General features: G+C 62.8%; 23 protein-coding genes. 17 read left to right on the plus strand and 6 right to left on the minus strand.

Features of this window, described 5'->3' with window-relative positions:
* The 4 genes from CSQ95_RS17055 to CSQ95_RS29185 all read right to left on the minus strand — a co-directional run.
* Window positions 1-440 (minus strand): HAD family hydrolase (locus CSQ95_RS17055; RefSeq protein ID WP_180279082.1); only part of this gene is annotated, 440 nt, incomplete at its 3' end.
* Between the two features lie 68 nt (window positions 441-508).
* A complete protein-coding gene (gene ubiG, locus CSQ95_RS17060; protein WP_070219394.1) occupies window positions 509-1204 on the minus strand; it encodes a bifunctional 2-polyprenyl-6-hydroxyphenol methylase/3-demethylubiquinol 3-O-methyltransferase UbiG in 696 nt (231 codons plus the stop codon).
* A gap of 125 nt (window positions 1205-1329) precedes the next feature.
* On the minus strand, window positions 1330-2040 hold the full coding sequence (gene ompA, locus CSQ95_RS17065; RefSeq protein ID WP_099410366.1) for an outer membrane protein OmpA: 711 nt from the start codon (window positions 2038-2040) through the stop codon (window positions 1330-1332).
* 164 nt (window positions 2041-2204) lie between these two features.
* Complete coding sequence (locus tag CSQ95_RS29185) at window positions 2205-2645, minus strand: hypothetical protein (RefSeq protein WP_143449993.1); 441 nt, start codon at window positions 2643-2645, stop codon at window positions 2205-2207.
* 51 nt (window positions 2646-2696) lie between these two features.
* Between CSQ95_RS29185 and gyrA the strand changes: the two genes are divergently transcribed.
* The 15 genes from gyrA to CSQ95_RS17140 all read left to right on the plus strand — a co-directional run bounded on the left by gyrA (window position 2697) and on the right by CSQ95_RS17140 (window position 19907).
* Window positions 2697-5375 carry a DNA gyrase subunit A gene (gene gyrA / locus CSQ95_RS17070; RefSeq protein WP_099410367.1) on the plus strand — a complete coding sequence of 893 codons (2679 nt, stop codon included), beginning with the start codon at window positions 2697-2699 and terminating at the stop codon, window positions 5373-5375.
* Between the two features lie 154 nt (window positions 5376-5529).
* On the plus strand, window positions 5530-6114 hold the full coding sequence (locus tag CSQ95_RS17075) for a DUF2059 domain-containing protein (protein ID WP_162995581.1): 585 nt from the start codon (window positions 5530-5532) through the stop codon (window positions 6112-6114).
* Between the two features lie 26 nt (window positions 6115-6140).
* Entirely contained in the window at window positions 6141-7247 is a 1107-nt protein-coding gene (gene serC, locus CSQ95_RS17080; protein ID WP_257218089.1) for a 3-phosphoserine/phosphohydroxythreonine transaminase, read from the plus strand.
* An 83-nt stretch (window positions 7248-7330) separates the two neighbouring features.
* Window positions 7331-8401: a prephenate dehydratase gene (gene pheA, locus CSQ95_RS17085; RefSeq protein WP_099410369.1), complete on the plus strand. Its 1071-nt coding sequence runs from the start codon at window positions 7331-7333 to the stop codon at window positions 8399-8401.
* A gap of 172 nt (window positions 8402-8573) precedes the next feature.
* Entirely contained in the window at window positions 8574-9680 is a 1107-nt protein-coding gene (gene hisC, locus CSQ95_RS17090) for a histidinol-phosphate transaminase (RefSeq protein ID WP_099410370.1), read from the plus strand.
* A 4-nt stretch (window positions 9681-9684) separates the two neighbouring features.
* A complete protein-coding gene (locus tag CSQ95_RS17095) occupies window positions 9685-10593 on the plus strand; it encodes a prephenate dehydrogenase/arogenate dehydrogenase family protein (protein WP_099410371.1) in 909 nt (302 codons plus the stop codon).
* A gap of 18 nt (window positions 10594-10611) precedes the next feature.
* A complete protein-coding gene (aroA, locus tag CSQ95_RS17100; RefSeq protein ID WP_099410372.1) occupies window positions 10612-11967 on the plus strand; it encodes a 3-phosphoshikimate 1-carboxyvinyltransferase in 1356 nt (451 codons plus the stop codon).
* A 111-nt stretch (window positions 11968-12078) separates the two neighbouring features.
* Window positions 12079-12747, plus strand: a complete 669-nt coding sequence (cmk, locus tag CSQ95_RS17105) for a (d)CMP kinase (protein WP_099410373.1) — start codon at window positions 12079-12081, stop codon at window positions 12745-12747.
* A 118-nt stretch (window positions 12748-12865) separates the two neighbouring features.
* Entirely contained in the window at window positions 12866-14578 is a 1713-nt protein-coding gene (gene rpsA, locus CSQ95_RS17110) for a 30S ribosomal protein S1 (protein ID WP_071650172.1), read from the plus strand.
* Window positions 14579-14595: 17 nt separating this feature from the next.
* On the plus strand, window positions 14596-14901 hold the full coding sequence (locus CSQ95_RS17115; protein WP_008446215.1) for an integration host factor subunit beta: 306 nt from the start codon (window positions 14596-14598) through the stop codon (window positions 14899-14901).
* A 234-nt stretch (window positions 14902-15135) separates the two neighbouring features.
* Window positions 15136-15438, plus strand: a complete 303-nt coding sequence (locus CSQ95_RS17120) for a lipopolysaccharide assembly LapA domain-containing protein (protein WP_029496228.1) — start codon at window positions 15136-15138, stop codon at window positions 15436-15438.
* Between the two features lie 46 nt (window positions 15439-15484).
* Window positions 15485-16660 (plus strand): lipopolysaccharide assembly protein LapB, encoded by a 1176-nt coding sequence (lapB, locus tag CSQ95_RS17125; protein ID WP_070219401.1) that lies wholly within the window; start codon window positions 15485-15487, stop codon window positions 16658-16660.
* A 79-nt stretch (window positions 16661-16739) separates the two neighbouring features.
* Window positions 16740-18107, plus strand: a complete 1368-nt coding sequence (locus tag CSQ95_RS17130) for a UDP-glucose/GDP-mannose dehydrogenase family protein (protein WP_099410374.1) — start codon at window positions 16740-16742, stop codon at window positions 18105-18107.
* Window positions 18104-19057, plus strand: a complete 954-nt coding sequence (rfaE1, locus tag CSQ95_RS17135; RefSeq protein WP_070219403.1) for a D-glycero-beta-D-manno-heptose-7-phosphate kinase — start codon at window positions 18104-18106, stop codon at window positions 19055-19057. The genes CSQ95_RS17130 and rfaE1 overlap by 4 nt, the downstream gene beginning before the upstream one ends.
* A 166-nt stretch (window positions 19058-19223) precedes the next feature.
* Complete coding sequence (locus CSQ95_RS17140; protein WP_099410375.1) at window positions 19224-19907, plus strand: helix-hairpin-helix domain-containing protein; 684 nt, start codon at window positions 19224-19226, stop codon at window positions 19905-19907.
* A gap of 94 nt (window positions 19908-20001) precedes the next feature.
* On the opposite strand, the gene CSQ95_RS17145 is transcribed toward CSQ95_RS17140, so the two are convergent.
* On the minus strand, window positions 20002-21567 hold the full coding sequence (locus tag CSQ95_RS17145) for a phospholipase D family protein (protein WP_099410479.1): 1566 nt from the start codon (window positions 21565-21567) through the stop codon (window positions 20002-20004).
* 200 nt (window positions 21568-21767) lie between these two features.
* On the opposite strand from CSQ95_RS17145, the gene CSQ95_RS17150 reads away from it, so the two are divergent.
* Complete coding sequence (locus CSQ95_RS17150) at window positions 21768-23132, plus strand: M20/M25/M40 family metallo-hydrolase (protein ID WP_099410376.1); 1365 nt, start codon at window positions 21768-21770, stop codon at window positions 23130-23132.
* On the opposite strand, the gene CSQ95_RS17155 is transcribed toward CSQ95_RS17150, so the two are convergent.
* Entirely contained in the window at window positions 23129-24898 is a 1770-nt protein-coding gene (locus tag CSQ95_RS17155) for an FAD-dependent oxidoreductase (RefSeq protein WP_099410377.1), read from the minus strand. The genes CSQ95_RS17150 and CSQ95_RS17155 overlap by 4 nt on opposite strands.
* Window positions 24899-25150: 252 nt before the next feature.
* On the opposite strand from CSQ95_RS17155, the gene cysM reads away from it, so the two are divergent.
* The gene (gene cysM / locus CSQ95_RS17160; protein ID WP_035825682.1) at window positions 25151-26053 is read left to right on the plus strand and encodes a cysteine synthase CysM; all 903 of its coding nucleotides are present in this window, start codon (window positions 25151-25153) and stop codon (window positions 26051-26053) included.
* Window positions 26054-26116 lie beyond the last annotated feature (63 nt).

The following is a 26116-nucleotide window of genomic DNA, read 5'->3' on the forward strand; positions in this document are numbered from 1 at the left end:
GGGTGGGGCATGGTGTCGCCCGAGATCACGCAGCCGGCGCCGCCCAGGCCGATCTGGCCCACCAGCGGGTCGGTGAAGCGGGCGGCTTTGTTGGTGACCACGCCCCAGGCCAGGCCCAGCGCTTGCAAGCCTTCCAGCATGGCGGGGATGCCGTCGAACAAGCGGCTTTCCACGGCCAGGGCCGCTTCGTAATTGTTCAGGAAGCCGTCTTTCAGGGCTTCGTAGCCGCTTTCGCCCGGTTGGACGCCATACGATGCGCCGATCATGCCGCGCGCGCCGGCCGAGGCCGTGGGGCGCAGGATGTCATACGGAGTCGGCGCCAGGCCGGCGCGCGCGCGCAGCAGGTTGATGGCCGCCGCCAGGTCGGGCGCGGTGTCGGCCAGGGTGCCGTCGAGGTCGAACAGGATGGCGCGCGGGGCTGGCAGATGGTCAGTGATCATGGCGGGCAAAGTGTGTCAAGTAGGAATGAAAAATGGCGGCCGCAGCCGCCTTGTATTGTGCGTGATGGTTACAGCGGCCGGGTGCAGGCCACCAGATAATTGACGCTGGTATCGCTATTAAGTGAGTAAATCTTGGTCAGCGGATTGTAGCCCATGCCGCGCATGCTGTTGACGTCCAGGCCGGCACTGCGCAGGTATTGCGACAGTTCGGCCGGGGTGATGAATTTGTCATAGTCGTGCGTGCCTTTCGGCAGCAGACGCAGCAGGTATTCGGCACCCAGGATGGCGAACAGATACGCTTTCGGGTTGCGGTTCAGGGTCGACAGAAAAACGTGGCCGCCCGGTTTCACCAGGGTGGCGCAAGCCTTGACGATGGCGGCGGGGTCCGGCACGTGCTCGAGCATTTCCATGCACGTCACGACGTCGTACTGGCCCGGCTCTTCCGCGGCCATGGCTTCGGCGGCGATCAGCTTGTAGCGTACCTTGGCACCTGATTCCAGGCTGTGCAGGTCGGCCACTTTCAATGCCTTGTCGGACAGGTCGATGCCCGTCACGTCGGCGCCCTTGCGGGCCATCGATTCGGCCAGGATGCCGCCGCCGCAGCCGATGTCGATCACGCGTTTGCCGGCCAGCGGCACTTTCGCGTTGATCCATTCGAGGCGCAGGGGATTAATTTCGTGCAGGGGACGAAACTCGGAAGTGGGGTCCCACCAGCGGTGGGCCAGCTCACTGAATTTTTGGATTTCGAGAGGGTCGGCGTTCATAGGTCGAATAATAGCGGCAATTTTACAATTGGGCAGCCACGGACGAAAAAAAACCCCGCCGTGGCGGGGTTTTTCAGCTGTTCTTGACTTGCGCGATGATTTGCGGCGAGTCGAGGGGGCAGCTATTACTTGTTGCGGGTACCAACAACTTCGATTTCCACGCGACGGTTTTTCGCACGGCCTTCGGCAGTTTTGTTATCAGCAACAGGTTGTTTCTCGCCTTTGCCTTCGGTGTACACGCGGTTGCTTTCAACGCCTTTGGTGACCAGGTAGGCTTTGACAGCATCAGCACGACGTACCGACAGTTTTTGGTTGTAAGCATCGGTACCGACGGAGTCGGTGTGACCCACAGCGATGATGACTTCCAGGTTGATGCCGCCCAGTTGTGCGGACAGCTCGTCCAGCTTGGCTTTGCCTTCTGGCTTCAGCGTAGCTTTGTCGAAATCGAAGAATGCATCAGCAGCGAAGCTGACTTTTTCCGAGGTAGGAGCAACAACGACTGGCACTGGCACGACAGGTGCTGGTGCTGGTGCTGGTACGACTGGCGCTGGAGGTGCTACGCATTTGCCGTCTTGCAGGGTTTCTGGCTCTACGCACAGTGGTACGTCGCAACCTGGCACTGCGTCAGCAGGTGTCCAGTAGCCGGTGCGCCAGCACAGGCCGAATGGGTCACGCACGATCACGCCGCGGGCATCTTGCACGTAAGCGCTTTTTGGGCTTGGTGCTTGGATGTCAGTGGTAACTGGCGCGAATGGTGGGGAGGTTGGGGTTTGGGCCGAAGCCGAGCCAGCAATCACTGCGGATGCAGCGAAAAACAGCGTTACAAATTTATTCATTCTTTTTTCCTTTCGGGGGGTGATATCCGCAGAACAACACTGCGCTACTGGTGCTACGTGCCAAGATTTTATCATGTAGACCATATGCGCTCGTTTCAGATTGCGAAACTAGCAATTAACTTCCCAGTCATTTTGCCACACGCATCAGGGGCGCACGACCGTGGTTAAATCAAAGCTTGCCCGATTTTAGACCGTGCGTTGTTTTTGCGCAACGAAAATGCCCATTTGTAACGCATCTGTAACAATTGATCGCTTTTCTTGCCACTTTTAAGGGCAGGTATCTTGAACTGACATTGCCGTTGTGCATTATCGGCAGAGCAACATGCACGACCCCGGTGCAAACTGCCAATGTTGCTGGTCTGGCCAATTTGTACAGGTAGCTGGGCGCGCATGCTAAAATCGTGCGCTTGACTGTTAAGAGTGCCGGGCAAATGCCCACGGCGGCACTGCATGGCCAGCACGTACCCTTGCGGTACCCGTACTGGCTTTGCCACCAGCCCGCCGATTTGTTTCGGCACTCTGCGACATGGAAGCCGGGCCACGCCAGCAGCGCGCGGCGCGGCGTCCACGACGACAGCCACCCAGGATATGCAGTATTGCGTCATACATTGCGTAACAGATAAGTTAACCACAGCCTGAGATCAGTCGAACCGCCAATGGATCAATTCGCAAAAGAAACAATTCCTATTTCCCTCGAAGAAGAGATGCGCAAGAGCTACCTCGATTACGCCATGAGCGTGATCGTCGGTCGCGCCTTGCCCGATGCGCGCGATGGCTTGAAGCCAGTGCACCGCCGCGTCTTGTTCGCGATGCATGAAATGAATAACGTGTGGAACCGCCCTTACGTCAAGTGCGCCCGCGTGGTCGGCGAAACCATGGGTAAATACCATCCCCACGGCGATGCCTCGATCTACGACACACTGGTGCGCATGGCGCAGGATTTCTCGCTGCGCTACATGCTCGTCGATGGCCAGGGCAACTTCGGTTCCGTCGACGGCGACGGCGCCGCGGCGATGCGTTACACCGAGTGCCGCCTCGACAAGATCGCCGGCGAGCTGCTGGCCGATATCGACAAGGACACCGTCGACTTCCAGCCCAACTACGACGGCAAGGAAAAGGAACCGACGGTCTTGCCGACGCGTATCCCGAACCTGCTGATCAATGGCTCGTCCGGTATTGCCGTCGGCATGGCGACGAACATTCCGCCACACAACATCACCGAAGTCATCGACGGCGCGCTGCACGTGCTGCGCAACCCCGATTGCACGATCGATGAATTGATCGAGCTGATCCCGGCGCCGGACTTCCCGACGGCCGGCATCATCTATGGCGTGTCCGGCGTGCGCGACGGCTATCGCACGGGCCGCGGCCGCGTTGTCATGCGCGCCAAGACCCACTTCGAGGAATACGGCAAGGATGGCGGCCGCATCGCCATCATCGTCGACGAGCTGCCCTTCCAGGTCAACAAGAAATCCTTGCTGGAACGCATCGCTGAAAACGTGCGCGACAAGAAGCTCGACGGCATTTCCGACATCCGCGACGAATCCGACAAGTCGGGCATGCGCGTGGTGATCGAGCTGAAGCGGGGCGAAGTGCCGGAAGTGGTGCTGAACAATCTGTACAAGCAGACCCAGTTGCAAGACACCTTCGGCATGAACATGGTGGCCCTGGTCGATGGTCAGCCGAAGCTGCTGAACCTCAAGCAGATGCTGCAATGCTTCCTGTCGCACCGCCGCGAAGTGGTCACGCGCCGCACCGTGTTCGAACTGCGCAAGGCGCGCGAACGCGGTCACGTGCTCGAAGGCCTGGCGGTCGCACTGGCCAACATCGATGACTTCATCGCCATCATCAAGGCCGCGCCGACGCCGCCGATCGCCAAGGTCGAGCTGATGGCCAAGGCCTGGGATTCGTCCGTCGTGCGCGAAATGCTGGCCCGTACGGGCGACGGCACGACGCCGGGCGGCGTCGATGCCTACCGTCCGGAAAACCTGCCGAAGCACTACGGCATGCAGACGGATGGCCTGTACAAGCTGTCGGACGACCAGGCGCAGGAAATTCTGCAGATGCGCCTGCAGCGCCTGACCGGTCTGGAGCAGGACAAGATCGTCAACGAGTACAAGGACGTGATGGAACATATCGCCGACTTGCTCGACATCCTGGCCAAGCCGGAACGCGTCACCGTCATCATCACCGATGAAATGACGGCGGCGAAGAACGAATACGGCGCCGGCAACAAGGATGTGCGCCGCTCGCAGATCGAATTGAACGCGACCGACCTGGAAACGGAAGACCTGATCACGCCGCAGGACATGGTCGTGACCCTGTCGCACACCGGTTACATGAAGGCCCAGCCGATCACCGAATACCGCGCGCAGAAGCGCGGCGGCCGCGGCAAGCAGGCGATGGCGACGAAAGAGGAAGACTGGATCGACCAGCTGTTCATCGCCAACACGCACGACTACATCCTGTGCTTCTCGGATCGCGGCCGCATGTACTGGCTGAAGGTATGGGAAGTGCCGCAAGGCTCGCGCAACTCGCGCGGCAAGCCGATCGTCAACATGTTCCCGCTGCAGGACAACGAAAAGATCACCGTGATCCTGCCGTTGTCGGGCGAGAACCGCACGTTCCCGGAAGACCATTACGTGTTCATGTCGACCAGCCTCGGCACCGTCAAGAAAACGCCGCTGAAGGACTTCAGCAATCCACGCAAGGCCGGCATCATCGCGGTCGACCTGGACGACGGCGACTTCCTGATCGGCGCGGCGCTGACCGACGGCCAGCACGACGTGATGCTGTTCTCCGATTCGGGCAAGGCAGTGCGCTTCGACGAAAACGATGTGCGTCCGATGGGCCGTACGGCGCGCGGCGTGCGCGGCATGAACCTGGAAGAAGGCCAGCACGTGATCGCCCTGCTGGTGGCCGAGAACGAGCAGCAGTCGGTGCTGACGGCTACGGAAAACGGTTACGGCAAGCGTACGCCGATTCTTGAATACACGCGTCATGGCCGTGGCACGAAAGGCATGATCGCCATCCAGACCAGCGAGCGCAACGGTAAAGTGGTTGCCGCGACCCTGGTCGATGCCAGCGATGAAATCATGCTGATCACCACCGGTGGCGTCTTGATCCGCACCCGCGTGTCGGAAATCCGCGAGATGGGCCGCGCGACACAGGGCGTGACCCTGATCGCCGTGGAAGACGGCACCAAGCTATCCGGCCTGCAGCGCGTGGTGGAAACGGATATCGACGAAGTCGAGCTGACGACGGAGGCGGGTACGGATGCCGCGCCGGCAGCGGCCGAACCAGCCGATCCTGTTGACCCGGCCCAGCCGGAGTAAGATGATTGGGGCTCTTTCGGGAGCCCCAATTGCTATTGGCGCGTCTTTTCGTGGTGCCGCCAGCAGAATTTCGTAGGTCGGCTTAGCCCGTCGGGCGTAAGCCGACATGCATCCGGCAGTGCCCTTTTACCATTCATTCAACATCCCGCATGCCATGAGAAAAATCGTCGCCACCTTCTTTGCCGCGTTTTCGCTGGCCTTCCTCGCGAGCCTGCCGGCCCTGGCCCAGAGCACGCAAGCCACACCCGCGCGCCAGGCGGCGCCCAGCCCCGCCATGAAAGTGGCCGTGCGGCGCATGCTCGACGCGATGCAGTTCCCGCAACTGACGCGCAGCATCTTCGACCAGATGCTGCAATCGGTGCCCGCCATGATCCGCCAGTCGGCGCAGCAGCAAATCAACAGCAACCCGAAACTGGACGAGCAGCGCAAGGCGCGTGCGCTGGCCAGCGCCGAGGAAGAAATCCCCCTGGCCATCGCCACCCTGACGCAGGTACTGGCCGACCCGACCCTGATCGACGAGCTGGGCGACGAAATGGTGCCCCTGTATGCGCGTTTTTACACGGTGCCGGAAGTCGAGCAGCTGACGGCCTTTTACAAGACGCCGCTGGGCCGCAAGATGCTGGCCACCATGCCGCAGCTGTCGGCCGAATCGATGGCCATCAGCCAGCGCGTGCTGATCCCCCGCGTGAACGCCGTGCTTGATCAGGTCATGCGGGCGGCCACGCAGTCGCCCCAATAATTCTTATTTTCGCCAAGGACTGTATCGTGACCCATCAAGCCTTAAGCCCTATTTACAACTTCTCCGCCGGCCCCGCCGTCCTGCCCAAGGAAGTGCTGGCGCAAGCGGCCGCCGAGATGCAGGACTGGCACGGCAGCGGCATGTCGGTGATGGAAATGAGCCACCGTGGTCCCGAATTCATTTCCATTTACAAGCAGGCCGTGGCCGACCTGCGCGAGCTGCTGGCCGTGCCCGAGAACTATAAAATCCTGTTCCTGCAGGGCGGCGGCTTGGGCGAGAACGCCATCATCCCGATGAACCTGGTGGGCCTGGCCGCGCAGCAGCCGGCCACCGTCGACTTCGTGCACACGGGCTCGTGGTCGGGCAAGTCGATCCAGGAAGCGGCCAAGTATGCCAATGTGAACGTGGCCGCGTCCTCGAAGGCTGCCCGTTTCACTGGCGTGCCGCCCGTCGCCGAATGGAAGCTGACGCCGGGCGCCGCCTACCTGCACATCTGCACCAATGAAACCATCGACGGCGTGGAATTCCAGCAGGCGCCGAACGTGCCGGCAGGCACCACCATCGTGGCCGACATGTCCTCGCACATTTTGTCGCGCGTGATCGACGTGTCGCAATACGGCGTGATCTTCGGCGGCGCGCAGAAAAATATCGGCCCGGCCGGCCTGACCCTGGTCATCGTGCGCGAAGACTTGCTGGGCAAGGCGCTGCCGATCTGCCCGTCGGCTTTTGACTGGACCATCGTGGCCGAACATGAGTCGATGTACAACACGCCGCCCACCTACGGCATCTATATCGCCGGCCTGGTTTTCCAGTGGCTCAAACGCCAGGGTGGCGTTGCAGCCATGGAACAGCGTAATATTGAGAAAGCGGCGCTGCTGTACGCGGCGCTCGACGCGGACGACTTCTACCAGAACCGGGTCGACCCCGCATACCGTTCGCGCATGACCATCCCGTTCTATCTGCGCGATGAAAGTCTGAACGACGCATTCCTGGCCGGCGCCAAGCAGCGCGGCCTGCTGCAACTGAAGGGCCACAAGTCCGTCGGCGGCATGCGTGCATCGATCTATAACGCGATGCCGATCGAGGGCGTGCAAGCCCTGGTGAATTATCTGAACGAGTTTGCCGGACGCTGAGTCGCTTAACCGACCGCGCCGGCCCGCCGCCGGCGCAGGCCGCGCGGCCATGATTGAAGTACAGCTGACGAAACAAACCATCCATGACCGATAAATTGAAACCGCTGCGCGAACAGATCGATGCGATCGACGCGCAAATCCTCGAACTGCTGAACCGCCGCGCGCAAATCGCCCAGCAGGTGGGCCACGTGAAGGCCGAGACGCAGGCGCCCGTATTCCGTCCCGAGCGCGAAGCGCAGGTGCTGCGCGGCGTGGCCGAGCGCAATCCCGGCCCCATGGGCAACCGCGAAGTGCAGACCATCTTCCGCGAAATCATGTCGTCCTGCCGCTCGCTGGAAAAGCGCGTGACCGTGGCCTACCTTGGCCCGGCCGGCACCTTCAGCGAACAGGCCGTGTATCAGCAGTTCGGCAGCGCCGTCGAAGGCTTGCCGTGCGCGTCCATCGATGAAGTATTCCGTTCCGCCGAGGCGGGAACGGCGGACTTTGGCGTCGTGCCGATCGAAAATTCCTCGGAAGGCGCCGTCAACCGCACCCTGGACATGATGCTGCAGACTAGTCTCATCATCAGCGGTGAAGTCGCCATTGCCGTGCACCACAGCCTGATGACGAAGAGCGGCAACATGGATGGCGTCACGTCCATCTGCGCCCATTCGCAGGCGCTGGCGCAGTGCCAGGTCTGGCTGAACCAGAACTACCCGCACATCGAGCGCCGCGCCGTAGCCTCGAATGCCGAGGCGGCCCGCATGGCCGGCGAAGACGGCACGGTGGCGGCGATTGCCAGCGAACTGGCCGGCGCGCAGTACAAGCTGGGCGTGGTCAAGGGCCATATCCAGGATGACCCGCACAACCGCACGCGCTTTGCCGTCGTGGGCACCTTGCAGACGGCGCCGTCGGGCAAGGACCAGACCTCGCTGGTGCTGGCCGTGCCGAACAAGGCGGGCGCCGTGTACCAGCTGCTGGCGCCACTGGCCAAGCACGGCGTGTCGATGACGCGCTTCGAGTCGCGCCCGGCGCGCATGGGCAGCTGGGAGTATTATTTCTATGTCGACGTGGAGGGCCACGTGCACGACGCGGCCGTCGCCCAGGCGCTGGCCGAACTGCAGAGCAATGCGGCGTTTTTCAAGGTGCTGGGGTCGTATCCGGTCAGTCTGTGACTTCGTTGACTGGTGTCGGATTACGCTGCGCTAATCCGACCTACGGTAAGCTGTAGGTTGGGTTAGTGCAGCGTAACCCAACAAACAACCACGGTAAGCCGTAGCTTGGGTTGGGCAGCGTAACCCAACAACAGCCACCAGCCTAATCATTCACCAACTTTTAAAGAACACCATGTCTAAAAATATCGGTCCAGAATACGTCCGCGCCATCGCCCCTTATCAGAGCGGCAAACCGATCGCGGAAGTCGCGCGCGAATTCGGCCTCGACGAGGCAGCCATCGTCAAGCTGGCGTCGAATGAAAACCCGTACGGCATGCCGGAATCAGCGAAGCAGGCGATGATCGCCGCCATCGACGACCTGGGCCGCTACCCGGACGCCAACGGCTTCGACTTGAAAGCCGTGCTGTCGAAGCGCTACGACGTGCCGGCCGACTGGATCACCCTGGGCAACGGCAGCAACGACATCCTGGAAATCGCCGCGCACGCCTTCGTGCAGCATGGCGAATCCGTCGTCTACTCGCAGTACTCGTTTGCCGTGTACGCGCTGGCCACGCAAGGCTTGGGCGCGCGCCACATCGTCGTGCCGGCGCAAGCCTACGGCCATGACCTCGACGCGATGGCTGCGGCGATTGCCGACGACACGCGTCTGGTCTTCATCGCCAACCCGAACAACCCGACCGGCACTTTCCTGTCGGCCGCGCAGCTGGAAGCCTTCCTGCAGAAAGTGCCGGCGCACGTCGTCGTCGTGCTCGACGAAGCCTACAACGAATTCCTGTCGGCCGACGACCAGTACGAGTCGACGGCCTGGGTACGCCAGTATCCGAACCTGGTGGTGTCGCGCACCTTGTCGAAGGCGTATGGCCTGGCCGGCTTGCGCATCGGCTTTGCCATCGCCCAGCCGGTGCTGACGGACCTGATGAACCGCATCCGTCAGCCGTTCAACGTCAATTCGCTGGCGCAGGCCGCCGCGATCGCCGCCCTGAACGACAAGGCATTCCTCGAGCAAAGCGCGCGCAACAACGCAGCCGGCTACCAGCAGTTCACGGAGGCGTTCGATGCCCTGGGCCTGGAATACGTGCCGTCGCACGGCAATTTCGTGCTGGTGAAGGTGGGCGACGACGACGGCGCCGGCGCGCGCGTGAACCTGGCGCTGCTCAAACAGGGCGTGATCGTGCGCCCCGTCGGCAGCTACGGCTTGCCGCAATGGCTGCGCATTTCCATCGGCCTGCCGCAGGAAAACGCCATCTTCATCGCCGCGCTGACGAAAGCGCTGGCCTGACCATATGACGACGCCTGCACTGAAGAAGGTCGTCATTTTCGGCGTGGGCCTGATCGGCGGCTCGTTCGCGCGCGCCCTGAAGCACGCGGGTACTGTCGGCACGGTGGTCGGCATGGGCCGCTCGCCGGCCTCGATGGCGCGCGCGTTGGAGCTGGGCATCATCGACGAAATCGGCGGTGACATGGCTGATGCCTTGCTTGGCGCCGACCTGGTGCTGGTTGCCGCGCCCGTGGCGCAGACGGGCGCCATCCTCTCGTCCATCGCGCCGCATCTGCAGCCGGGCACCATCGTGACCGACGCGGGCAGCACGAAAAGCGACGTGGTGGCGGCAGCGCGCGCGGCGCTCGGTGGCAAAGTGGCGCAATTCGTGCCCGGCCACCCGATCGCGGGACGCGAGACGAATGGCCCCGATGCGGCCATCATTGATTTATATCAAGGCAAGAAAGTGGTGCTCACGCCGCTGGCGGAGAACGCCGCGGTCGACGTCGAGCGCGTGGCGGTCGCGTGGCGCGCCTGCGGCGCCATCCTGCACACCTTGAGCCCCGAAGAACATGACAAGGTGTTTGCCGCCGTCAGCCATCTGCCGCATTTGCTGGCCTTTGCGCTGGTCGACGACATCGCCAAGAAACCGCACGCGGGCCTGCTGTTCCAATACGCGGCCAGCGGCTTTCGCGACTTTACGCGCATCGCCGGCTCATCGCCGGAAATGTGGCGCGACATCAGCCTGGCCAACCAGCCGGCGCTGCTGCATGAACTGGACGCCTACCTGGCGCAGTTGACGACCTTGCGCGCTCACCTGGCCGCGCACGACGGCGCCGCCATCGAGGGCGTGTATGCGAACGCCCAGCACGCGCGCCAGCAATGGATCGAGGCGATCGAAACGGCGGAAATACCGGCCGCGCCCACACGATAAATACTCAAGGATTCCAGCATGACCCAGACCAAGCACTACCCCCACCATATCGATCTGAAGCCGGTGATGCATGCCGAAGGCACGGTGCGCTTGCCCGGCTCGAAAAGCATTTCCAACCGCGTGCTGCTGCTGGCCGCGCTGGCCAAGGGCACGACGAAGATCATCGACCTGCTCGCCTCCGACGACACCTTCGTCATGCTGACGGCATTGACGTCGCTGGGCGTCAAATGGACGCAGGATGAATTGACGGGCGACCCGGCCACGGCCCACCAGGTGCACCACGTGGAAGGCTGCGGCGGCGTGTTCCCGCACCACGAGGCGGACCTGTTCATGGGGAACGCCGGCACGGCGATCCGCCCGCTGACGGCGGCGCTGGCCGTGATCGGCGGCGACTACACCTTGCACGGCGTGTCGCGCATGCACGAGCGCCCGATCGGCGACCTGGTCGACGCGCTGAACGCCGTCGGCACGCAGATCGAGTACACGGGCGAGCAGGGCTTCCCGCCGCTGCGCATCCGCCGCGGCCACATCCACGCGCAACGCATCGCCGTGCGCGGCAACGTGTCGAGCCAGTTCCTGACGGCCCTGCTGATGGTGGCGCCGCTGATGGCGCGCGACCATGCCGTGACCATCGATGTCACGGGCGAGCTGATTTCGAAGCCGTATATCGAGATCACCCTGAACCTGATGCGCCGCTTCGGCGTGACCGTCGAGCATGACGGCTGGCAGTCGTTCATCGTGCAGCCGGGCCAGCAGTATCAAAGCCCGGGCACGATCCACGTGGAAGGCGACGCCTCGTCGGCCTCGTATTTCCTGGCGGCCGGCGCCATCGGCGGCGGTCCCGTGCGGGTGGAAGGCGTGGGGCGCGACAGCATCCAGGGCGACGTGCGTTTCGTCGAAGCCTTGCAGCAGATGGGCGCGACCATCACCATGGGCGAGAACTGGATCGAGGCGCGTTCGAACGGCGTGCTGAAAGCCGTCGACATGGACTTTAACCATATTCCCGACGCGGCCATGACGATCGCCGTGGCGGCCCTGTACGCGGACGGCACCTCGACCTTGCGCAATATCGCCAGCTGGCGAGTGAAGGAAACGGACCGCCTGGCCGCCATGGCGACGGAATTGCGTAAACTGGGCGCCGAAGTGGAGGAGGGCGCGGACTACCTGCGCGTGACGCCGCCGGCCGAAATCCAGGCAGCGACCATCGACACGTATGACGACCACCGCATGGCCATGTGCTTCTCGCTCGCTTCGCTGGACGGCGCCGCCCGCCGCGGCAACGAGATGCGCATCAACGACCCGAAATGCGTGGCCAAGACCTTCCCCGAGTATTTCGCCGCCTTCGCGGGGATTGCCAAAGATACTCTTATTTAACCGAAATCCGGGGTCAGGCTCTCTCCACCTGCAACGCCAGTTCAGGCGTTGACGCAAGCGGGGGGCTGACCCCAGCCCTTTTGGGTTTAGTTTTTTTAAAGTGACAAAATAATGCCAACATCCACCATCCCAGTCATCGCCATCGACGGCCCCACCGCTTCCGGCAAAGGCACGGTGGCGCACCGCGTGGCCGACAAGCTGGGCTTTCATTACCTGGATTCGGGCGCGCTGTACCGCCTGACGGCCTTGAGCGCGCTGCGCCGCGGCACGGACTTGCGCGACGAGCACGCGCTGGCCAAGCTGGCCGAGCACTTGCCTTGCCACTTCGCCAATGGCGAGATCCTGCTGGCGCAGGAAAACGTCACCGAGCAGATCCGTGCCGAAGAGGTAGGCAATACGGCGTCGAAAATTGCCGTATTGCCAACTGTGCGCCATGCCCTGGTCAGCTTGCAGCTGGGTTTTCGCAAGACGCCGGGCCTCGTGGCCGACGGGCGCGACATGGGCACGGTGATCTTCCCGCATGCCCAATTGAAGGTGTTCCTCACGGCCAGCGTCGAGGCGCGCGCGCAACGGCGCTACAAGCAATTGATAGACAAGGGTTTTTCTGCTAATATGGAAGACCTTCTGATGGATTTGCAGGCGCGGGACGAACGTGATACTCACCGTGCGATTGCGCCGCTGGTCCCTGCGGAAGGAGCGCATGTCCTCGATACGTCGGCAATGACGGCAGATGATGCCGTTGAAGCCGTGTTGAAATGGTATGCAGCTGCAGCAAAATAGCGTGTTGTTGTGCTATGTGGTGCCCGTTGACGGCTCCTGGCCTGTCCGGGTGTGTCAAAAACCTAACCCAGTTTAAGTCGCATCGTGCGATCTCTGCTGGATAACCTGTGTGAACCCTATGTCTACTGTTACAACTAACGAATCTACCGGTATGGAAAGTTTTGCTGCGCTCTTCGAGGAATCGTTGTCGCGTCAAGATATGCGCTCCGGCGAAGTTATTTCCGCTGAAGTCGTGCGCCTCGACCACAATTTCGTGATCGTGAACGCTGGCCTCAAATCCGAAGCATTCATCCCTGTCGAAGAATTCAAGAACGACCACGGCGAACTGGAAGTCAAAGTTGGTGACTTCGTTTCCGTGGCGATCGAATCGCTGGAAAACGGTTTCGGCGATACCATCCTGTCGCGCGATAAAGCCAAGCGTCTGGCTTCGTGGCTGGCTCTGGAAAAAGCGATGGAATCGGGCGAAATCGTCGTCGGTACCGTCAATGGTAAAGTCAAAGGCGGTCTGACCGTGTTGACCAACGGCATCCGCGCATTCCTGCCGGGCTCGCTGGTTGATACCCGTCCTGTCAAAGACACCACCCCATTCGAAGGCAAAACCCTCGAATTCAAAGTGATCAAGCTGGATCGCAAGCGTAACAACGTGGTTCTGTCCCGCCGCGCCGTCATCGAAGCTTCGATGGGCGAAGAGCGTCAGAAACTGATGGAAACGCTGAAAGAAGGCACGGTCGTGACCGGCGTCGTCAAAAATATCACCGACTACGGCGCGTTCGTGGATCTGGGCGGTATCGATGGCCTGCTGCACATCACCGACCTGGCATGGCGCCGTGTACGTCACCCGTCGGAAGTACTGACGGTTGGCCAGGAAATCACCGCCAAGGTCCTGAAATACGATCAAGAGAAAAACCGTGTTTCGCTGGGCGTGAAACAACTGGGCGACGATCCTTGGACCGGTCTGTCCCGTCGTTACCCACAAAGCACCCGTCTGTTCGGTAAAGTAACGAACCTGACCGACTACGGCGCGTTCGTTGAAGTGGAACAGGGTATCGAAGGTCTGGTACACGTTTCCGAAATGGACTGGACGAACAAAAACGTTGCTCCTAACAAAGTTGTCCAACTGGGCGACGAAGTAGAAGTGATGGTTCTGGAAATCGACGAAGAGCGTCGTCGTATCTCGCTGGGCATGAAACAGTGCAAAGCCAATCCATGGGACGACTTCGGTGTTACCCATAAGAAAGGTGACAAAGTCCGCGGCGCGATCAAATCGATCACCGACTTCGGCGTATTCATCGGCCTGGCCGGCAACATCGACGGTCTGGTGCACCTGTCCGACCTGTCCTGGACCGAAACCGGCGAAGAAGCCGTGCGTCGCTTCAAGAAAGGTGACGAACTGGAAGCCATCGTTCTGGCCATCGACGTTGAGCGCGAGCGCGTTTCCCTGGGCGTCAAGCAACTGGAAGGTGACCCATTCAACAACTTCGCAGCCATGAACGACAAAGGCTCGCTGGTCACCGGTACCGTTAAATCGGTTGAGCCTAAAGGCGCCGTGATCCAACTGTCCGAAGAAGTTGAAGGCTACCTGCGCGCTTCCGAAATCTCGCGCGACCGCGTTGAAGATGCTGGTACGCACCTGAAAGTCGGCGACACCGTCGAAGCGATGGTGTTGAACATCGACCGCAAAGCCCGTGGTATCCAACTGTCGATCAAAGCGAAAGACAACGTTGAAACCCAGGAAGCCATGCAGAAGATGGCAGCTACCGACAACAACGCAGCTTCGGGTACCACCAGCCTGGGCGCCTTGTTGAAAGCTAAGTTCGATAACAAGAACTAAGACTGCGGATACGGCAGATGACAAAGTCCGAGCTGATCAACCGCCTCGCTGAGCGTTATTCTCAGCTGGTGGCGAAGGATGCGGAGTATGCCGTCAAGACCATTCTCGATGCGATGACCAACGCCCTGGCGACCGGTCAGCGTATCGAGATCCGCGGTTTTGGCAGTTTTGCCCTGAACAGCAGGCCCCCGCGCATCGGCCGCAACCCGAAATCCGGCGACAAGGTGATGGTTCCTGAAAAACGGGTACCGCACTTCAAACCGGGCAAACAGTTGCGCGAGCGGGTGGACGCGATGGTCGGGCAACCGATCATCGAGGATTAATCGTCTGCTGGAAGGCGACATAAAGAGCGGCGTCCTTGGATGCCGCTTTTTTTTGTTAATATGCTGAGAATACCTGACATAAGCTGCTGCGCGTCGCGCTTTGCGGCCTGCGATGCTCACCGTACTTCAGTACGGTTGCGCTTCTCGGCCACAAATCACTGACGCTCGCTACGCTTCTGTCAGGCATTCCGAGGTTGTGCCATACGGCATTTTTTGTACTTTCTGGGCGTATCGATGAAAATCATCTCCACCATCGTTGGCTGTGTTCTTTTCGTCCTGTTCTTCAGTTTTGCGCTGAAGAATGCGCAGGTTGTCGACCTGCATGTTTTCCTCAATTATGAAATTCGCGGCCCCCTGGTCCTGATGCTGCTGGGCTTTTTTGTCGCCGGCGCCAGCCTGGGCGTACTGGCGCTGACGCCGACCGTGTTCCGTCACCGCCGCGAAGCGAACAAGCAAAAGACCACCATTGCCGCGCTGCAGACCGTTGGCGTGGCCAGCAATGTCCAGCCGCAACCGGACAGCGTGAGCGCGCAGTAAGCGGCGCCGTCGCTCCTATCTCTCTTACTCGAATAAAAACAATCGCATGGATTTTGAACTCTGGTGGCTCTTGGGTATCCCGATGTTTTTCGCGCTGGGCTGGATCGCCGCGCGCGTGGACATTCATCAACTGGTGTCGGAATCGCGCAGCCTGCCGCGCAATTACTTCAAGGGCTTGAATTTCCTGCTCAACGAGCAGCATGACAAGGCCATCGACGCCTTCATCGAAGTCGTCAAGCTGGACCCGGAATCGGCCGATATGCACTTTGCGCTGGGCAACCTGTTCCGCCGCCGCGGCGAAACGGAGCGCGCCATCCGCGTGCACCAGAACTTGCTGGCCCGTCCGGACTTGCCGCTGGAACAGCAGGGCCACGCCGCCTACGAGCTGGGCATGGATTACCTGAAAGCAGGTTTGCTGGACCGCGCCGAAGAAACCTTCAACAGCCTGGTCGACACGCAATATGCGGCCCAGGCGCGCCGCGCGCTGCTGGAAATCTACCAGCGCGAAAAGGAATGGCCACGCGCCATCGAAGCGGCCGTGGGCTTGCAGGAATCGGGCGCCGGCGCGCGCCAGAAGGAAATCGCCCAGTTCTATTGCGAACTGGCGCATGACGCCCTCGTGCACATGAAGCCGGACGACGCCATGCCGCTGCTGGAAAAAGCCTTGCAGACGGACCGCAAGAGCGTGCGCGCCACCATCCTGACGGGCGACGTGCTGCTGGCGCGCGGCGACGTGGAAGGCGCGCTGACCACCTGGCGCCGCGTGGAGCAGCAAAGCGTGCCGCACGTGGCCCTGGTCGCGCAGCGCCTGATGGATGGCTACACCAAGCTGGGCCGTGCACAGGAAGGCGTCAACCTGCTGCGTTCCTACCTGGAAGAGGCATCGTCGATCGACCTGATCGAAGTCGTCTTCAAGGCCGTTATCGAGCTCGACGGCGTGGAAGCGGCGAAGCAGCTGGTCAGCGCCGAGCTGCGCCGCACGCCGACCCTGCTGGGCCTCGACAAACTGCTGGAAGCGCGCATGATGGACGCCCCGGCCGCCATCTGGTCCGAGCTGTCGATGGTGAAAAACCTCGTGCACGGCTACACGCAGAAGCTGGCCCGCTACCAGTGCAGCCACTGCGGCTTCAAGGCACGCCAGTTCTACTGGCACTGCCCTGGCTGTAACAAGTGGGAAACGTATCCACCGCGCCGCACAGAAGAACTTAACGTCATGAACTGATTCGTACACGTCACCTTGCCCTGAGCAATGTGGCGTGTACTTCTATGTAAGACCTGCTTTTTATCCATACGGTACATCCATGAAAATCACTATTATCGGCACCGGCTATGTTGGCCTCGTGACCGGCGCCTGCCTGGCGGAGCTGGGCAACGACGTCTTTTGCCTCGACCTGGACGCACAGAAGGTAGCCTTGCTCAACAGCGGTGGCATCCCCATCCATGAACCGGGCCTGGAAGAAGTCGTGGCGCGTAACCGCGCCGCCGGACGCATGACCTTTTCCACCGACGTCGAAGCGGCCGCCGCGCACGGCGCGATGCAATTCATCGCCGTCGGCACGCCGCCCGATGAAGACGGCTCGGCCGACCTGCAATACGTGCTGGCCGCCGCGCGCGGCATCGGCAAGTACATGACGGACTTCAAGGTCATCGTCGACAAGTCGACCGTGCCCGTCGGCACGGCCGAAAAAGTGCGCGCCGCCATCCAGGGCGAACTCGATGCGCGCGGCGTGGCCGCCACGTTCTCGGTGGCATCGAATCCGGAATTCCTCAAGGAAGGCGCGGCCGTCGAAGACTTCATGCGCCCCGACCGCATCGTCATCGGCGTCGACGCCACGCCGGACGGCGAACGCGCGCGCGAATTGCTGAAAAGCCTGTATGCGCCGTTCAACCGCAACCATGAACGCACTTACTGGATGGATGTGCGCTCGGCCGAATTCACGAAATATGCGGCCAACGCCATGCTGGCCACACGCATCTCGTTCATGAATGAACTGGCGAACCTGGCCGACAAGGTGGGCGTCGATATCGAAGCCGTGCGCCACGGCATCGGTTCCGACCCGCGCATCGGCCACAGCTTCCTGTATGCGGGCTGCGGCTATGGCGGTTCCTGCTTCCCGAAAGACGTGCAGGCGCTCGAGCGCACGGCGCGCGGCCACGGCCAGGAATTGCTGATCCTGCGCGCCGTCGAAGCCGTCAACGACCAGCAGAAACAGGTGCTGGGCCGCAAAGTGGTCACTCGCTTCGGCGAAGACTTGACGGGCCGGCATTTCGCCGTGTGGGGCCTGGCCTTCAAGCCGAATACGGACGACATGCGCGAAGCGTCGGCCCGCGTGCTGCTGGCCGACCTGCTGGGACGCGGCGCCAGCGTGGCCGTGTACGACCCCGTCGCCATGGCCGAGGCGCGCCGCGTGCTGCAGCTCGATTTGACGCCGGCGCAATTGGCCAGGGTGCGCTTTGCCGACAGCCCGAAGGATGCGCTGCAGGACGCCGATGCGCTGGTCATCGTGACCGAGTGGAAAGCCTTCCGCAGCCCCGACTTCGAGCAGGTCAAGGCGCGTCTGAAGCAGGCCGTGATCTTTGATGGGCGCAATCTGTTCGAGCCGACCGTCATGGCCGAGAACGGCATCGAATACCACGGGATCGGTCGCTCGATCCTGACGCGCGCATGAGCGCCCAGGAGGTAGTCGCCTTGACGGCGCCGGCCGCGCTGGCCCAGGTACGCCTGCTGGTGGTGGGCGATGTGATGCTGGATCGCTATTGGTTCGGCGATGTCAGCCGTATTTCGCCGGAAGCGCCGGTGCCCATCGTGCGTATCGAGAAGCGCGAAGAGCGCCTGGGCGGCGCGGCCAACGTGGCGCGCAACGCGGCCGCGCTGGGAGCGAAGACGAGCTTGCTGGGCGTGGTGGGCGACGACGAGGCCGGCAGCCAGGTCGAGCGCCTGCTCGAAGGCGGCGGTATCCACAGCTATCTGCAGCGCGATGCGGCCATTTCCACCATCATCAAGCTGCGCGTGATTGGCCGTCAGCAGCAGATGCTGCGCATCGACTTCGAGGATGCACCGAGTGATACCGTGCTGCGCGACAAGCTCAAGCAATTCAATGCCCTCTTGCCGCACTACGACGTGGTGATCCTGTCGGACTACGCCAAGGGCAGCCTGGTGAACGTGGCCGAGATGATCAAGGCGGCCCGGGCGGCCGGCAAGATTGTCATGGTCGACCCGAAAGGCGATGATTTCAGCCGCTATACGGGAGCGTCAGTGCTCACTCCGAACAAGTCGGAACTGCGCCGCGTGATCGGCAACTGGAGCACGGAAGAGCAGCTCACGGAACGCGCGCAGCAGATGCGCGCGCAGCTGGGCCTGGACGCCTTGCTGCTGACCCGTTCCGAGGAAGGCATGAGCTTGTACACGGCCGACGAGGTGCTGCACATGCCCACCGATGCGCGCGAAGTGTTCGACGTCTCGGGCGCCGGCGACACGGTGATCGCCACCATGGCGGCCATGCTGGGCGCCGGCATGGGCCTGGGCGACGCCGTGCGCACGGCCAACCGGGCCGGCGGCATCGTCGTCGGCAAGCTGGGCACGGCCACCGTCACCCGCGACGAGCTGTTCTCCCAGTAAGCATGCTGTACCACCTGCGCCGGAGCGTTTGATCTGGCGCAGGTTTTCCTATCCTTCCGCTGTCCCGTCTTGTCAACCGTATCACGCTACAGCCGTTAAAGCCGTTAAGGCGCTGCTCTTCCCTTGCGTTCGAGTCATCTTGAAACCACACCACGGAGAGATACCCATGTTCAAAAAAATACTGCTGGCCATCGCCACCTTGATCGCGACGATGGGCTTTGCCTTTGCCCAGGTCGATGTCAACAAGGCGGACCAGGCGGCACTCGACAGCGTCAAGGGCATCGGCCCCGTGACGTCGAAAGCCATCATCGACGAGCGTGCCAAGGGCGGCGCCTTCAAGGATTGGGCCGATTTTGAAAGCCGCGTGAAGGGCATCGGTCCGAAAAGTTCCGTGAAGTTGTCGGAAGCGGGCTTGCAAGTGAATGGCCAGGCCAAGTCCGGCGCGCCGGCGGCGCCCGCTCCGGCGGCGAAAGCTGCCCCGGCAAAAAAGGAGGCTGCTGTGAAGGAAGTTGCAGCGAAAGAAGCCGCACCGAAGCCAGCTGCTGCGACCGACACCGCTGCGGCGCCAGCCAAGACAGCCGCTGAAGCGAAAAAAGAAGCTGCTGCCGCGAAGAAAGAAGCCAAGGCTGCCGCCGCTGCCGCCAAGAAAGAAGCTGCCGCCGCCAAGGTGGTGCCTGCCGCCGCACCTGCCGCCGCAGCGGCCGATGCCGCTCCCGTGAAAACGGCTGCCGAAGCGAAGAAGGAAGCTGCCGCTGCCAAGAAAGAAGCGAAGGCTGCTGCCGCTGCCGCGAAGAAAGAAGCGAAACTGGCTGCCGCCGAGGCGAAGAAAGCGGAAGCCGAGAAAAAATAAGCGTTTTGTCGTAAAGCGTGTTGCGTGGTGGTGCCGCGCAGCACGAGAAGAAAACCCCGCGTGGTACCGGCCGCGCGGGGTTTTTTTTATACACCTACAGCTGCGATTCGATCGGCAGCCAGCGCATCACGGACACCAGCAGGCGGCGCCAGAAGCCTGACTCCGGATCGTGCGTCCACACTTTGGCGGGCTGCTCGGTGGCGTCGGACCAGCGCAGGGCGCCGTTGTCGAGGAACAATCGATAGCTGGTGTCGCTCGCCGTCGAATGCAGGAACAGCGCGCGCATGTCGGCCGCCAGCGCGGCATCGTCGAACAGCACGCCCATTTCCGTATTCAGCTGGGCCGAGCGGGGATCGAGGTTGAAGGAACCGACGAAGCCCCGCTGGCCATCGACCACCACGGCCTTGGTATGCAGGCTGGCGCGGCTCGACCCCATCAGGCTGATGCGCTTGCGGTGCTGGGTCTTCAATTCAAACAGGGCGACGCCGCCACCCAACAGCGCCTGGCGGTAGCGCGCATAGCCCGCATGCACGAGGGCCACGTCGGTGGCGGCCAGCGAGTTGGTCAGCACCTGGACCTGGACGCCGGCCGCGACCTTGTCGGCCAGCATCGTGCTCAGCGCCGCGCCGGGCACGAAGTAGGGCGAGGTCAGCAGCGCTTCCTCGCGCGCGTCCGTCAGCAGCGGCAGCAGGCTGTGCATGAGCCAGTGCTCGCTGCGCTGCAAACTGGCCACGGGCGCGGCTTTTTCCGGCGGGTCCGACAGCACCTGCACTTGCCCGCTCCAGTGCAGGCGCAGCCGGCCATCGAGGTGGGCCTGCAGCTGGCCCGCATCGGTCAGCTGCTGGAGGTAGGGGGAAGCGCCCACTTCGCCCGTGAGCGCATCGAGGCGCGCACGCACAGCCTGCAGTTCCGGCGCGCCCGCGTCCTTGCCGGCGTGCAAGGCGCCGATGGGGAGGACGGCGCGGCTGTTCCAGAAGCGGTCGAAGATGTCGCTCGTCTGCTGCACGGCGGGTCCGACCAGCAGCAAGTCGGCATCCTGGAAATTGACTTGCTCGGCGGCATCAAAATATTCATCGCCGATATTGCGCCCGCCGACGAGGGCCACCCTGCCGTCGACGATCCAGGCCTTGTTGTGCATGCGCCGGTTCAGGCTGACGGCGCGCAAGGCCATTTCCACGGCGCGCCACCAGATGCCGTCGCGGTTGCGGCTTGGATTGAAGATGCGCACGTCGATCAGCGGATGGCTGTCGAGCGCGAGGATGGCGGCGTCCTGGCCCCGTGCGTTGATATCGTCGAGCAGCACGCGCACGCGTACGCCGCGGTCAGCCGCGCGCAGCAGTTCGCGCACCAGCAGGCGTCCCGTGACGTCGTTATGCCAGATGTAGTATTGCAGGTCGATGCTGCGGCCCGCTTCGCGCGCGCTCAGGGCGCGCAGGGCAAACGCTTCCAGGTTGTCGTCGATCAGGGCCGTGCCGCTGTGGCCCGGGCGTTGTGCCAACTGCGGCGCCAGCACGCGGTCGAGCAGGGTGGCATCCGTCGCCACGGGCAAGGCCGTTCCCGGCGCGCCCAGCGAACGTTCGGCGAAGCGCCCGTAGCTGTACAGGGCAGCGATGCTGAGCACGGCAAACAAGGTGGCCAGCAGCAGCAATTTGACGAGCATGCTGCGCACCGTCAACGGACCGCGCACATGCTGCGGCGTGCGGGATGGAGGGCAGTCTGGCGCATGCAGTGTCTTTCGTGAACGGGGGAGTGGCCGATTGTAGCAGTTTCTACAATGCACGATTTTCGACCTGGAACATCCTTGCCTGCCGTCAAAAATGCGAGAATGGCCAACTCAATCAATCATCGGGAGACGGCGGCATGGCAGGGATTGTGACGGCAATGACGGCAATGACGGCAGCCATGCTGTCGGCGAGTGTGGCGGCTGCGCCGGGCGCCGAACCGGCGCAGCAGCAGATACGGCAGCTGGTGGCCGACATCTCGCCGCAGCGCATCGAGGCGCATGTGCGCAAGCTGGTCAGTTTCGGGACGCGCCACACCATGTCCGATACCGTGTCCGACACGCGCGGCATCGGCGCGGCCCGGCGCTGGATCAAGGCGGAACTGGAACGCTGCGGCGCGCAGGCGGGCGGACGGCTGCAGGTGGCGTTCGACAGCCATATCGCGCCAGTGTCGAAACGCATTGCGCGGCCGACGGAAATCGTCAACGTGGTGGCGACCCTGCCGGGCAGCCAGCCGCAGTCGGCCGGGCGCATCTATGTCGTCAGCGGCCATTATGACTCGCGCGCCACCGACGTGATGGATGCGCAGGGCGACGCGCCCGGGGCCAACGATGACGCCTCGGGCACGGCGGCCGTCATTGAAATGGCGTGCGTGATGGCGCGCCACCAGTTCGACGCCACGCTCGTCTTCATGGCCGTGGCGGCCGAGGAACAGGGTTTGTTGGGTTCCGGCCACTGGGCGCAGCAGGCGAAGTTAAATAAACTCAACATCGCCGGCATGCTCAATAACGACATCATCGGCAGTTCGCGCGCGGAAGACGGAACGGTCGATGGCGGCCAGGTGCGGCTGTTTGCCGAGGGTATCCCGGCCGTGAAGGAGATGAGCGACGGCGTGCGTGCCCTGGTGGCGACGGGCGGCGAAAACGATTCGCTCTCGCGCCAGCTGGCGCGCCATGTGAAACAGGTGGGCGAGCGCTACGTTCCCGGTTTCAAGGTCAACGTCATCCAGCGCGCCGACCGCTACCTGCGCGGCGGCGACCATATGCCGTTTCTGGCGCAAGGCTACGCGGCGCTGCGCTTTACGGAACCGCACGAGGATTTTGCTCACCAGCACCAGGATGTGCGCGTGGAAAATGGCGTGCAGTACGGCGACCTGCCGCAATTCGTCGACTATGACTACGTGGCGAAAGTGGCGCGCGTAAATGCGGCGGCGCTCGCGTCACTGGCCCTGGCGCCGGCCGCGCCCGCCGGCGTGCAGGTGCGCACGGCCCAGCTGGAAAACGCCACTGCACTGGTCTGGCAGCCGAACACGGAACCGGATCTGGCCGGTTACCGCATCGTGTGGCGCGCCACGACGGCCGACCAGTGGCAGGGCGCGCAGGATGTGGGCAAGGTCACCGAGGCCAAGGTCAAGCTGTCGAAAGACAATTATTTCTTTGGCGTCCAGGCCATCGACCGCGACGGCAATGTCAGCGTGGCCACCTATCCCATGCCCTTGCGCTAGGCGCTGTTGACAGGCAAGCGGGCAAGGAAACCGTGGATCTGGGAAACGACGGCCGCGCCTTCGCCCACGGCGGCAGCCACGCGCTTGGTGGAACCGGCCCGCACGTCGCCGATGGCGAACACGCCCGGCACGCTCGTTTCCAGCGCGGCCCGTTCCGGCAAGTCGGGGGGCGGGTAGGCTAAATGCGCGGCATGGCCGTGGGCGCGGCATTCGGCGCGCGTGACGTCGAAGCCCGTGCGGATAAAGCCCTGTTCGTCGACGGCCACGGCGCAGTCGTGCAGCCAGTCCGTGTTCGGATCGGCGCCGACAAACAGGAATACGCGGCGCACGGCGCAATCGCATTCCTTGCCCGTCTGGTTGTTGCGCCAGCGCACCTCCGTCAAGCCATCGTCATCGCCTTCGAGGGCGATGATTTCCGTGTGCGTGTGCAAGGTGATGTTGTGCGTGGCGGCGATGCGCTCGATCAAATAGCTCGACATGCTGGCCGCCAGGCCCTCGCCGCGGATCACCATGTGGACCTTTGCGGCATGGCTTGAGAGAAACACGGCGGCCTGGCCGGCCGAATTGCCGCCGCCGACCAGGATGATCTCTTCCTGCCGGCACAGCTTGGCTTCGATGGGCGACGCCCAGTAATACACGCCCCGTCCCTCATACGTTTTCAGGTTGGCCAGCGAGGGGCGGCGGTAGCGCGCGCCGCACGACAGCACCACCGTGCGGGCGCGCACCTGGGTGCCGTCGCACAGCTTGACGCGCAGCGGCCAGCTGTCGCACAGCAAATTGGCGGCGCTGGCCGGCGTGGCGATCTCGACGCCGAATTTTTGCGCCTGCACGTAGGCCCGTCCTGCCAGGGCCCGGCCAGAGATGCCGGTGGGAAAACCCAGGTAATTTTCGATGCGCGCGCTGGCGCCCGCCTGGCCGCCGTACGCGCGCTGCTCGAGCGCCAGCACCGATAGCCCTTCCGAGGCCGCATACACGGCCGTGGCCAGGCCGGCGGGACCGGCGCCCACCACCAGCACGTCGAAGATTTTGTCGCCGGACAAATCGGGCAGCATGCCCAGGCAACGTCCCAGTTCCGCATTGCCGGGATTCTTCATGATCTTGCCGTCCGGACAGACCACCAGCGGCCATTCCTGCGGCGTGGGCTGGTAGCGCCCGGCCAGCGCGGCGGCCGCCGCATCGCTGGCCGGATCGAGCACCGTGTGCGGATGGCCATTGCTCGATAAAAAGCTTTGCAGGTGGAACAGATTGCCATTGCCGCGCGGGCCCACCAGCACGGGGCCGCCCGAATTCGATTCGATCAGCGCCACGCGGCGCAGGATCAGGGCGCGCACGATGCGTTCGCCCATCTCCGCCTCGGCCACGATCAGCGCGCGCAAGGATTCCGAACTGATGTCGAGCAATTCCACCTCGCCCACGGCGCTGCCGTTGACGAGGGTGGGGCGGCCGGACAATTGCGCCACCTCGGCAATGAAGTGGCCGACGCCCACTTCGCGCAGCACGGACGCCTGCCCCAGCACTTCGTGGCGCGTGATGCTGACCCGCCCGGACAGTATCACCAGCATGCCAAAGCTACTGCTGCCCGCCTCGAACAGCGTTTCGCCGTCGGCAAAGCGCCGCCGCGTGCCGTAGCGCTGCAAGCGCTGCAGTTCGAGCGCATTGAAAACGGGCGAGATCTGGTGGCTGCGGCCCTGCAAGTCGAGCGTGGCGAACTGGACGGGATCGTCCTGCGTCGTTTCGGGAATGAATTCGGGTGTGCTGCTGGCCATGGCGGGTCCGTTCGGAGGCTGAATAAGCAAATAACAAAAATAACTAACAGTGGCGAGTCTAGCGCATGCGGCGCGCGCCTGCCGCAATACCCCTTGCGCACGCCCGGAAATGGCGGGGCGGCAGGCGCCATGCGGCCAATGGCGGCGCAGCCGCGCACGCGCGCGGGCCCGAATGCCGCCGCCGATCAGCGATACGCCGTCCAGCATCTCATATTAGAATGGGTCTTTGTTGAATCTACTCAAACAGACACGATGGCTTACAAGACACTTGAAGATACGATAGGCAATACCCCGCTGGTGCAACTGACGCGCTTGCCGGGTGCCGATGCGCTTGCGCGCAACAACGTCATCCTGGGCAAGCTGGAAGGCAACAATCCGGCCGGCTCCGTGAAGGACCGCGCGGCCATGTCCATGCTCAAGCGCGCTGAAGAGCGCGGCGTCATCAAGCCGGGCGATACCCTGATCGAGGCGACCAGCGGCAATACGGGCATCGCGCTGGCCATGGCCGCCGCCTTGCGCGGTTACAAGATGCTGTTGCTGATGCCTGACAACCTGAGCGTGGAGCGCCGCCAGAGCATGGCCGCCTACGGCGCCGACATTTTATTGACGCCGAAGACGGGCGGCATGGAATATGCGCGCGACCTGGCCGAGCAGATGCAGAAGGACGGCCGCGGCGTCATCCTCGACCAGTTCGCCAACGAAGACAATTCGCGCGCCCACTATGAAAGCACGGGACCGGAAATCTGGCGCGATACGAATGGCCAGGTCACGCATTTCGTCAGCGCCATGGGCACGACGGGCACCATCATGGGCGTGTCGCGCTATTTGAAGGAGCAAAATCCCGCCATCCAGATCATCGGCGCCCAGCCCGAGGAAGGCTCGCAGATTCCCGGCATCCGCAAGTGGCCGGAAGCGTACTTGCCGAAAATTTACGACAAATCGCGCGTGGACCAGGTGGAGTACGTGAGCCAGGGCGTGGCCGAGCGCATGGCGCGCAGCCTGGCGGCGGAAGAGGGCTTGTTCTGCGGCATCTCGGCGGCCGGCGCGTGCGAAATCGCGCTGCGCATCTCGCAAACGGTGGAAAACGCGACCATCGTGTTCGTCGTCTGCGACCGCGGCGACAGATATCTGTCCACAGGTGTTTTCCCTGCGTAACGGCGAAGGATGTGAAGTGAGATCGGCCAGAACGGCCTGAGAACTGCTGGAAATACCCCCTCC

This window comes from Janthinobacterium sp. BJB304 (assembly GCF_002735765.1).
GTDB lineage: Bacteria > Pseudomonadota > Gammaproteobacteria > Burkholderiales > Burkholderiaceae_D > Janthinobacterium.

What these genes read in the sequence shown, in the direction of transcription:
- CSQ95_RS17155 (WP_099410377.1), bottom strand. Translation starts at nt 24,898, where the DNA reads ATGGCCAGCAGCACACCCGAATTCATTCCCGAAACGACGCAGGACGAT.
- gyrA (WP_099410367.1), top strand. Translation starts at nt 2,697, where the DNA reads ATGGATCAATTCGCAAAAGAAACAATTCCTATTTCCCTCGAAGAAGAG.
- CSQ95_RS17150 (WP_099410376.1), top strand. Translation starts at nt 21,768, where the DNA reads ATGGCAGGGATTGTGACGGCAATGACGGCAATGACGGCAGCCATGCTG.
- aroA (WP_099410372.1), top strand. Translation starts at nt 10,612, where the DNA reads ATGACCCAGACCAAGCACTACCCCCACCATATCGATCTGAAGCCGGTG.
- CSQ95_RS17145 (WP_099410479.1), bottom strand. Translation starts at nt 21,567, where the DNA reads ATGCTCGTCAAATTGCTGCTGCTGGCCACCTTGTTTGCCGTGCTCAGC.
- rfaE1 (WP_070219403.1), top strand. Translation starts at nt 18,104, where the DNA reads ATGAGCGCCCAGGAGGTAGTCGCCTTGACGGCGCCGGCCGCGCTGGCC.
- CSQ95_RS17130 (WP_099410374.1), top strand. Translation starts at nt 16,740, where the DNA reads ATGAAAATCACTATTATCGGCACCGGCTATGTTGGCCTCGTGACCGGC.
- CSQ95_RS17115 (WP_008446215.1), top strand. Translation starts at nt 14,596, where the DNA reads ATGACAAAGTCCGAGCTGATCAACCGCCTCGCTGAGCGTTATTCTCAG.
- ubiG (WP_070219394.1), bottom strand. Translation starts at nt 1,204, where the DNA reads ATGAACGCCGACCCTCTCGAAATCCAAAAATTCAGTGAGCTGGCCCAC.
- CSQ95_RS17075 (WP_162995581.1), top strand. Translation starts at nt 5,530, where the DNA reads ATGAGAAAAATCGTCGCCACCTTCTTTGCCGCGTTTTCGCTGGCCTTC.
- cysM (WP_035825682.1), top strand. Translation starts at nt 25,151, where the DNA reads ATGGCTTACAAGACACTTGAAGATACGATAGGCAATACCCCGCTGGTG.
- pheA (WP_099410369.1), top strand. Translation starts at nt 7,331, where the DNA reads ATGACCGATAAATTGAAACCGCTGCGCGAACAGATCGATGCGATCGAC.
- cmk (WP_099410373.1), top strand. Translation starts at nt 12,079, where the DNA reads ATGCCAACATCCACCATCCCAGTCATCGCCATCGACGGCCCCACCGCT.
- CSQ95_RS29185 (WP_143449993.1), bottom strand. Translation starts at nt 2,645, where the DNA reads ATGACGCAATACTGCATATCCTGGGTGGCTGTCGTCGTGGACGCCGCG.
- lapB (WP_070219401.1), top strand. Translation starts at nt 15,485, where the DNA reads ATGGATTTTGAACTCTGGTGGCTCTTGGGTATCCCGATGTTTTTCGCG.
- rpsA (WP_071650172.1), top strand. Translation starts at nt 12,866, where the DNA reads ATGTCTACTGTTACAACTAACGAATCTACCGGTATGGAAAGTTTTGCT.
- CSQ95_RS17120 (WP_029496228.1), top strand. Translation starts at nt 15,136, where the DNA reads ATGAAAATCATCTCCACCATCGTTGGCTGTGTTCTTTTCGTCCTGTTC.
- CSQ95_RS17140 (WP_099410375.1), top strand. Translation starts at nt 19,224, where the DNA reads ATGTTCAAAAAAATACTGCTGGCCATCGCCACCTTGATCGCGACGATG.
- ompA (WP_099410366.1), bottom strand. Translation starts at nt 2,040, where the DNA reads ATGAATAAATTTGTAACGCTGTTTTTCGCTGCATCCGCAGTGATTGCT.
- hisC (WP_099410370.1), top strand. Translation starts at nt 8,574, where the DNA reads ATGTCTAAAAATATCGGTCCAGAATACGTCCGCGCCATCGCCCCTTAT.
- CSQ95_RS17095 (WP_099410371.1), top strand. Translation starts at nt 9,685, where the DNA reads ATGACGACGCCTGCACTGAAGAAGGTCGTCATTTTCGGCGTGGGCCTG.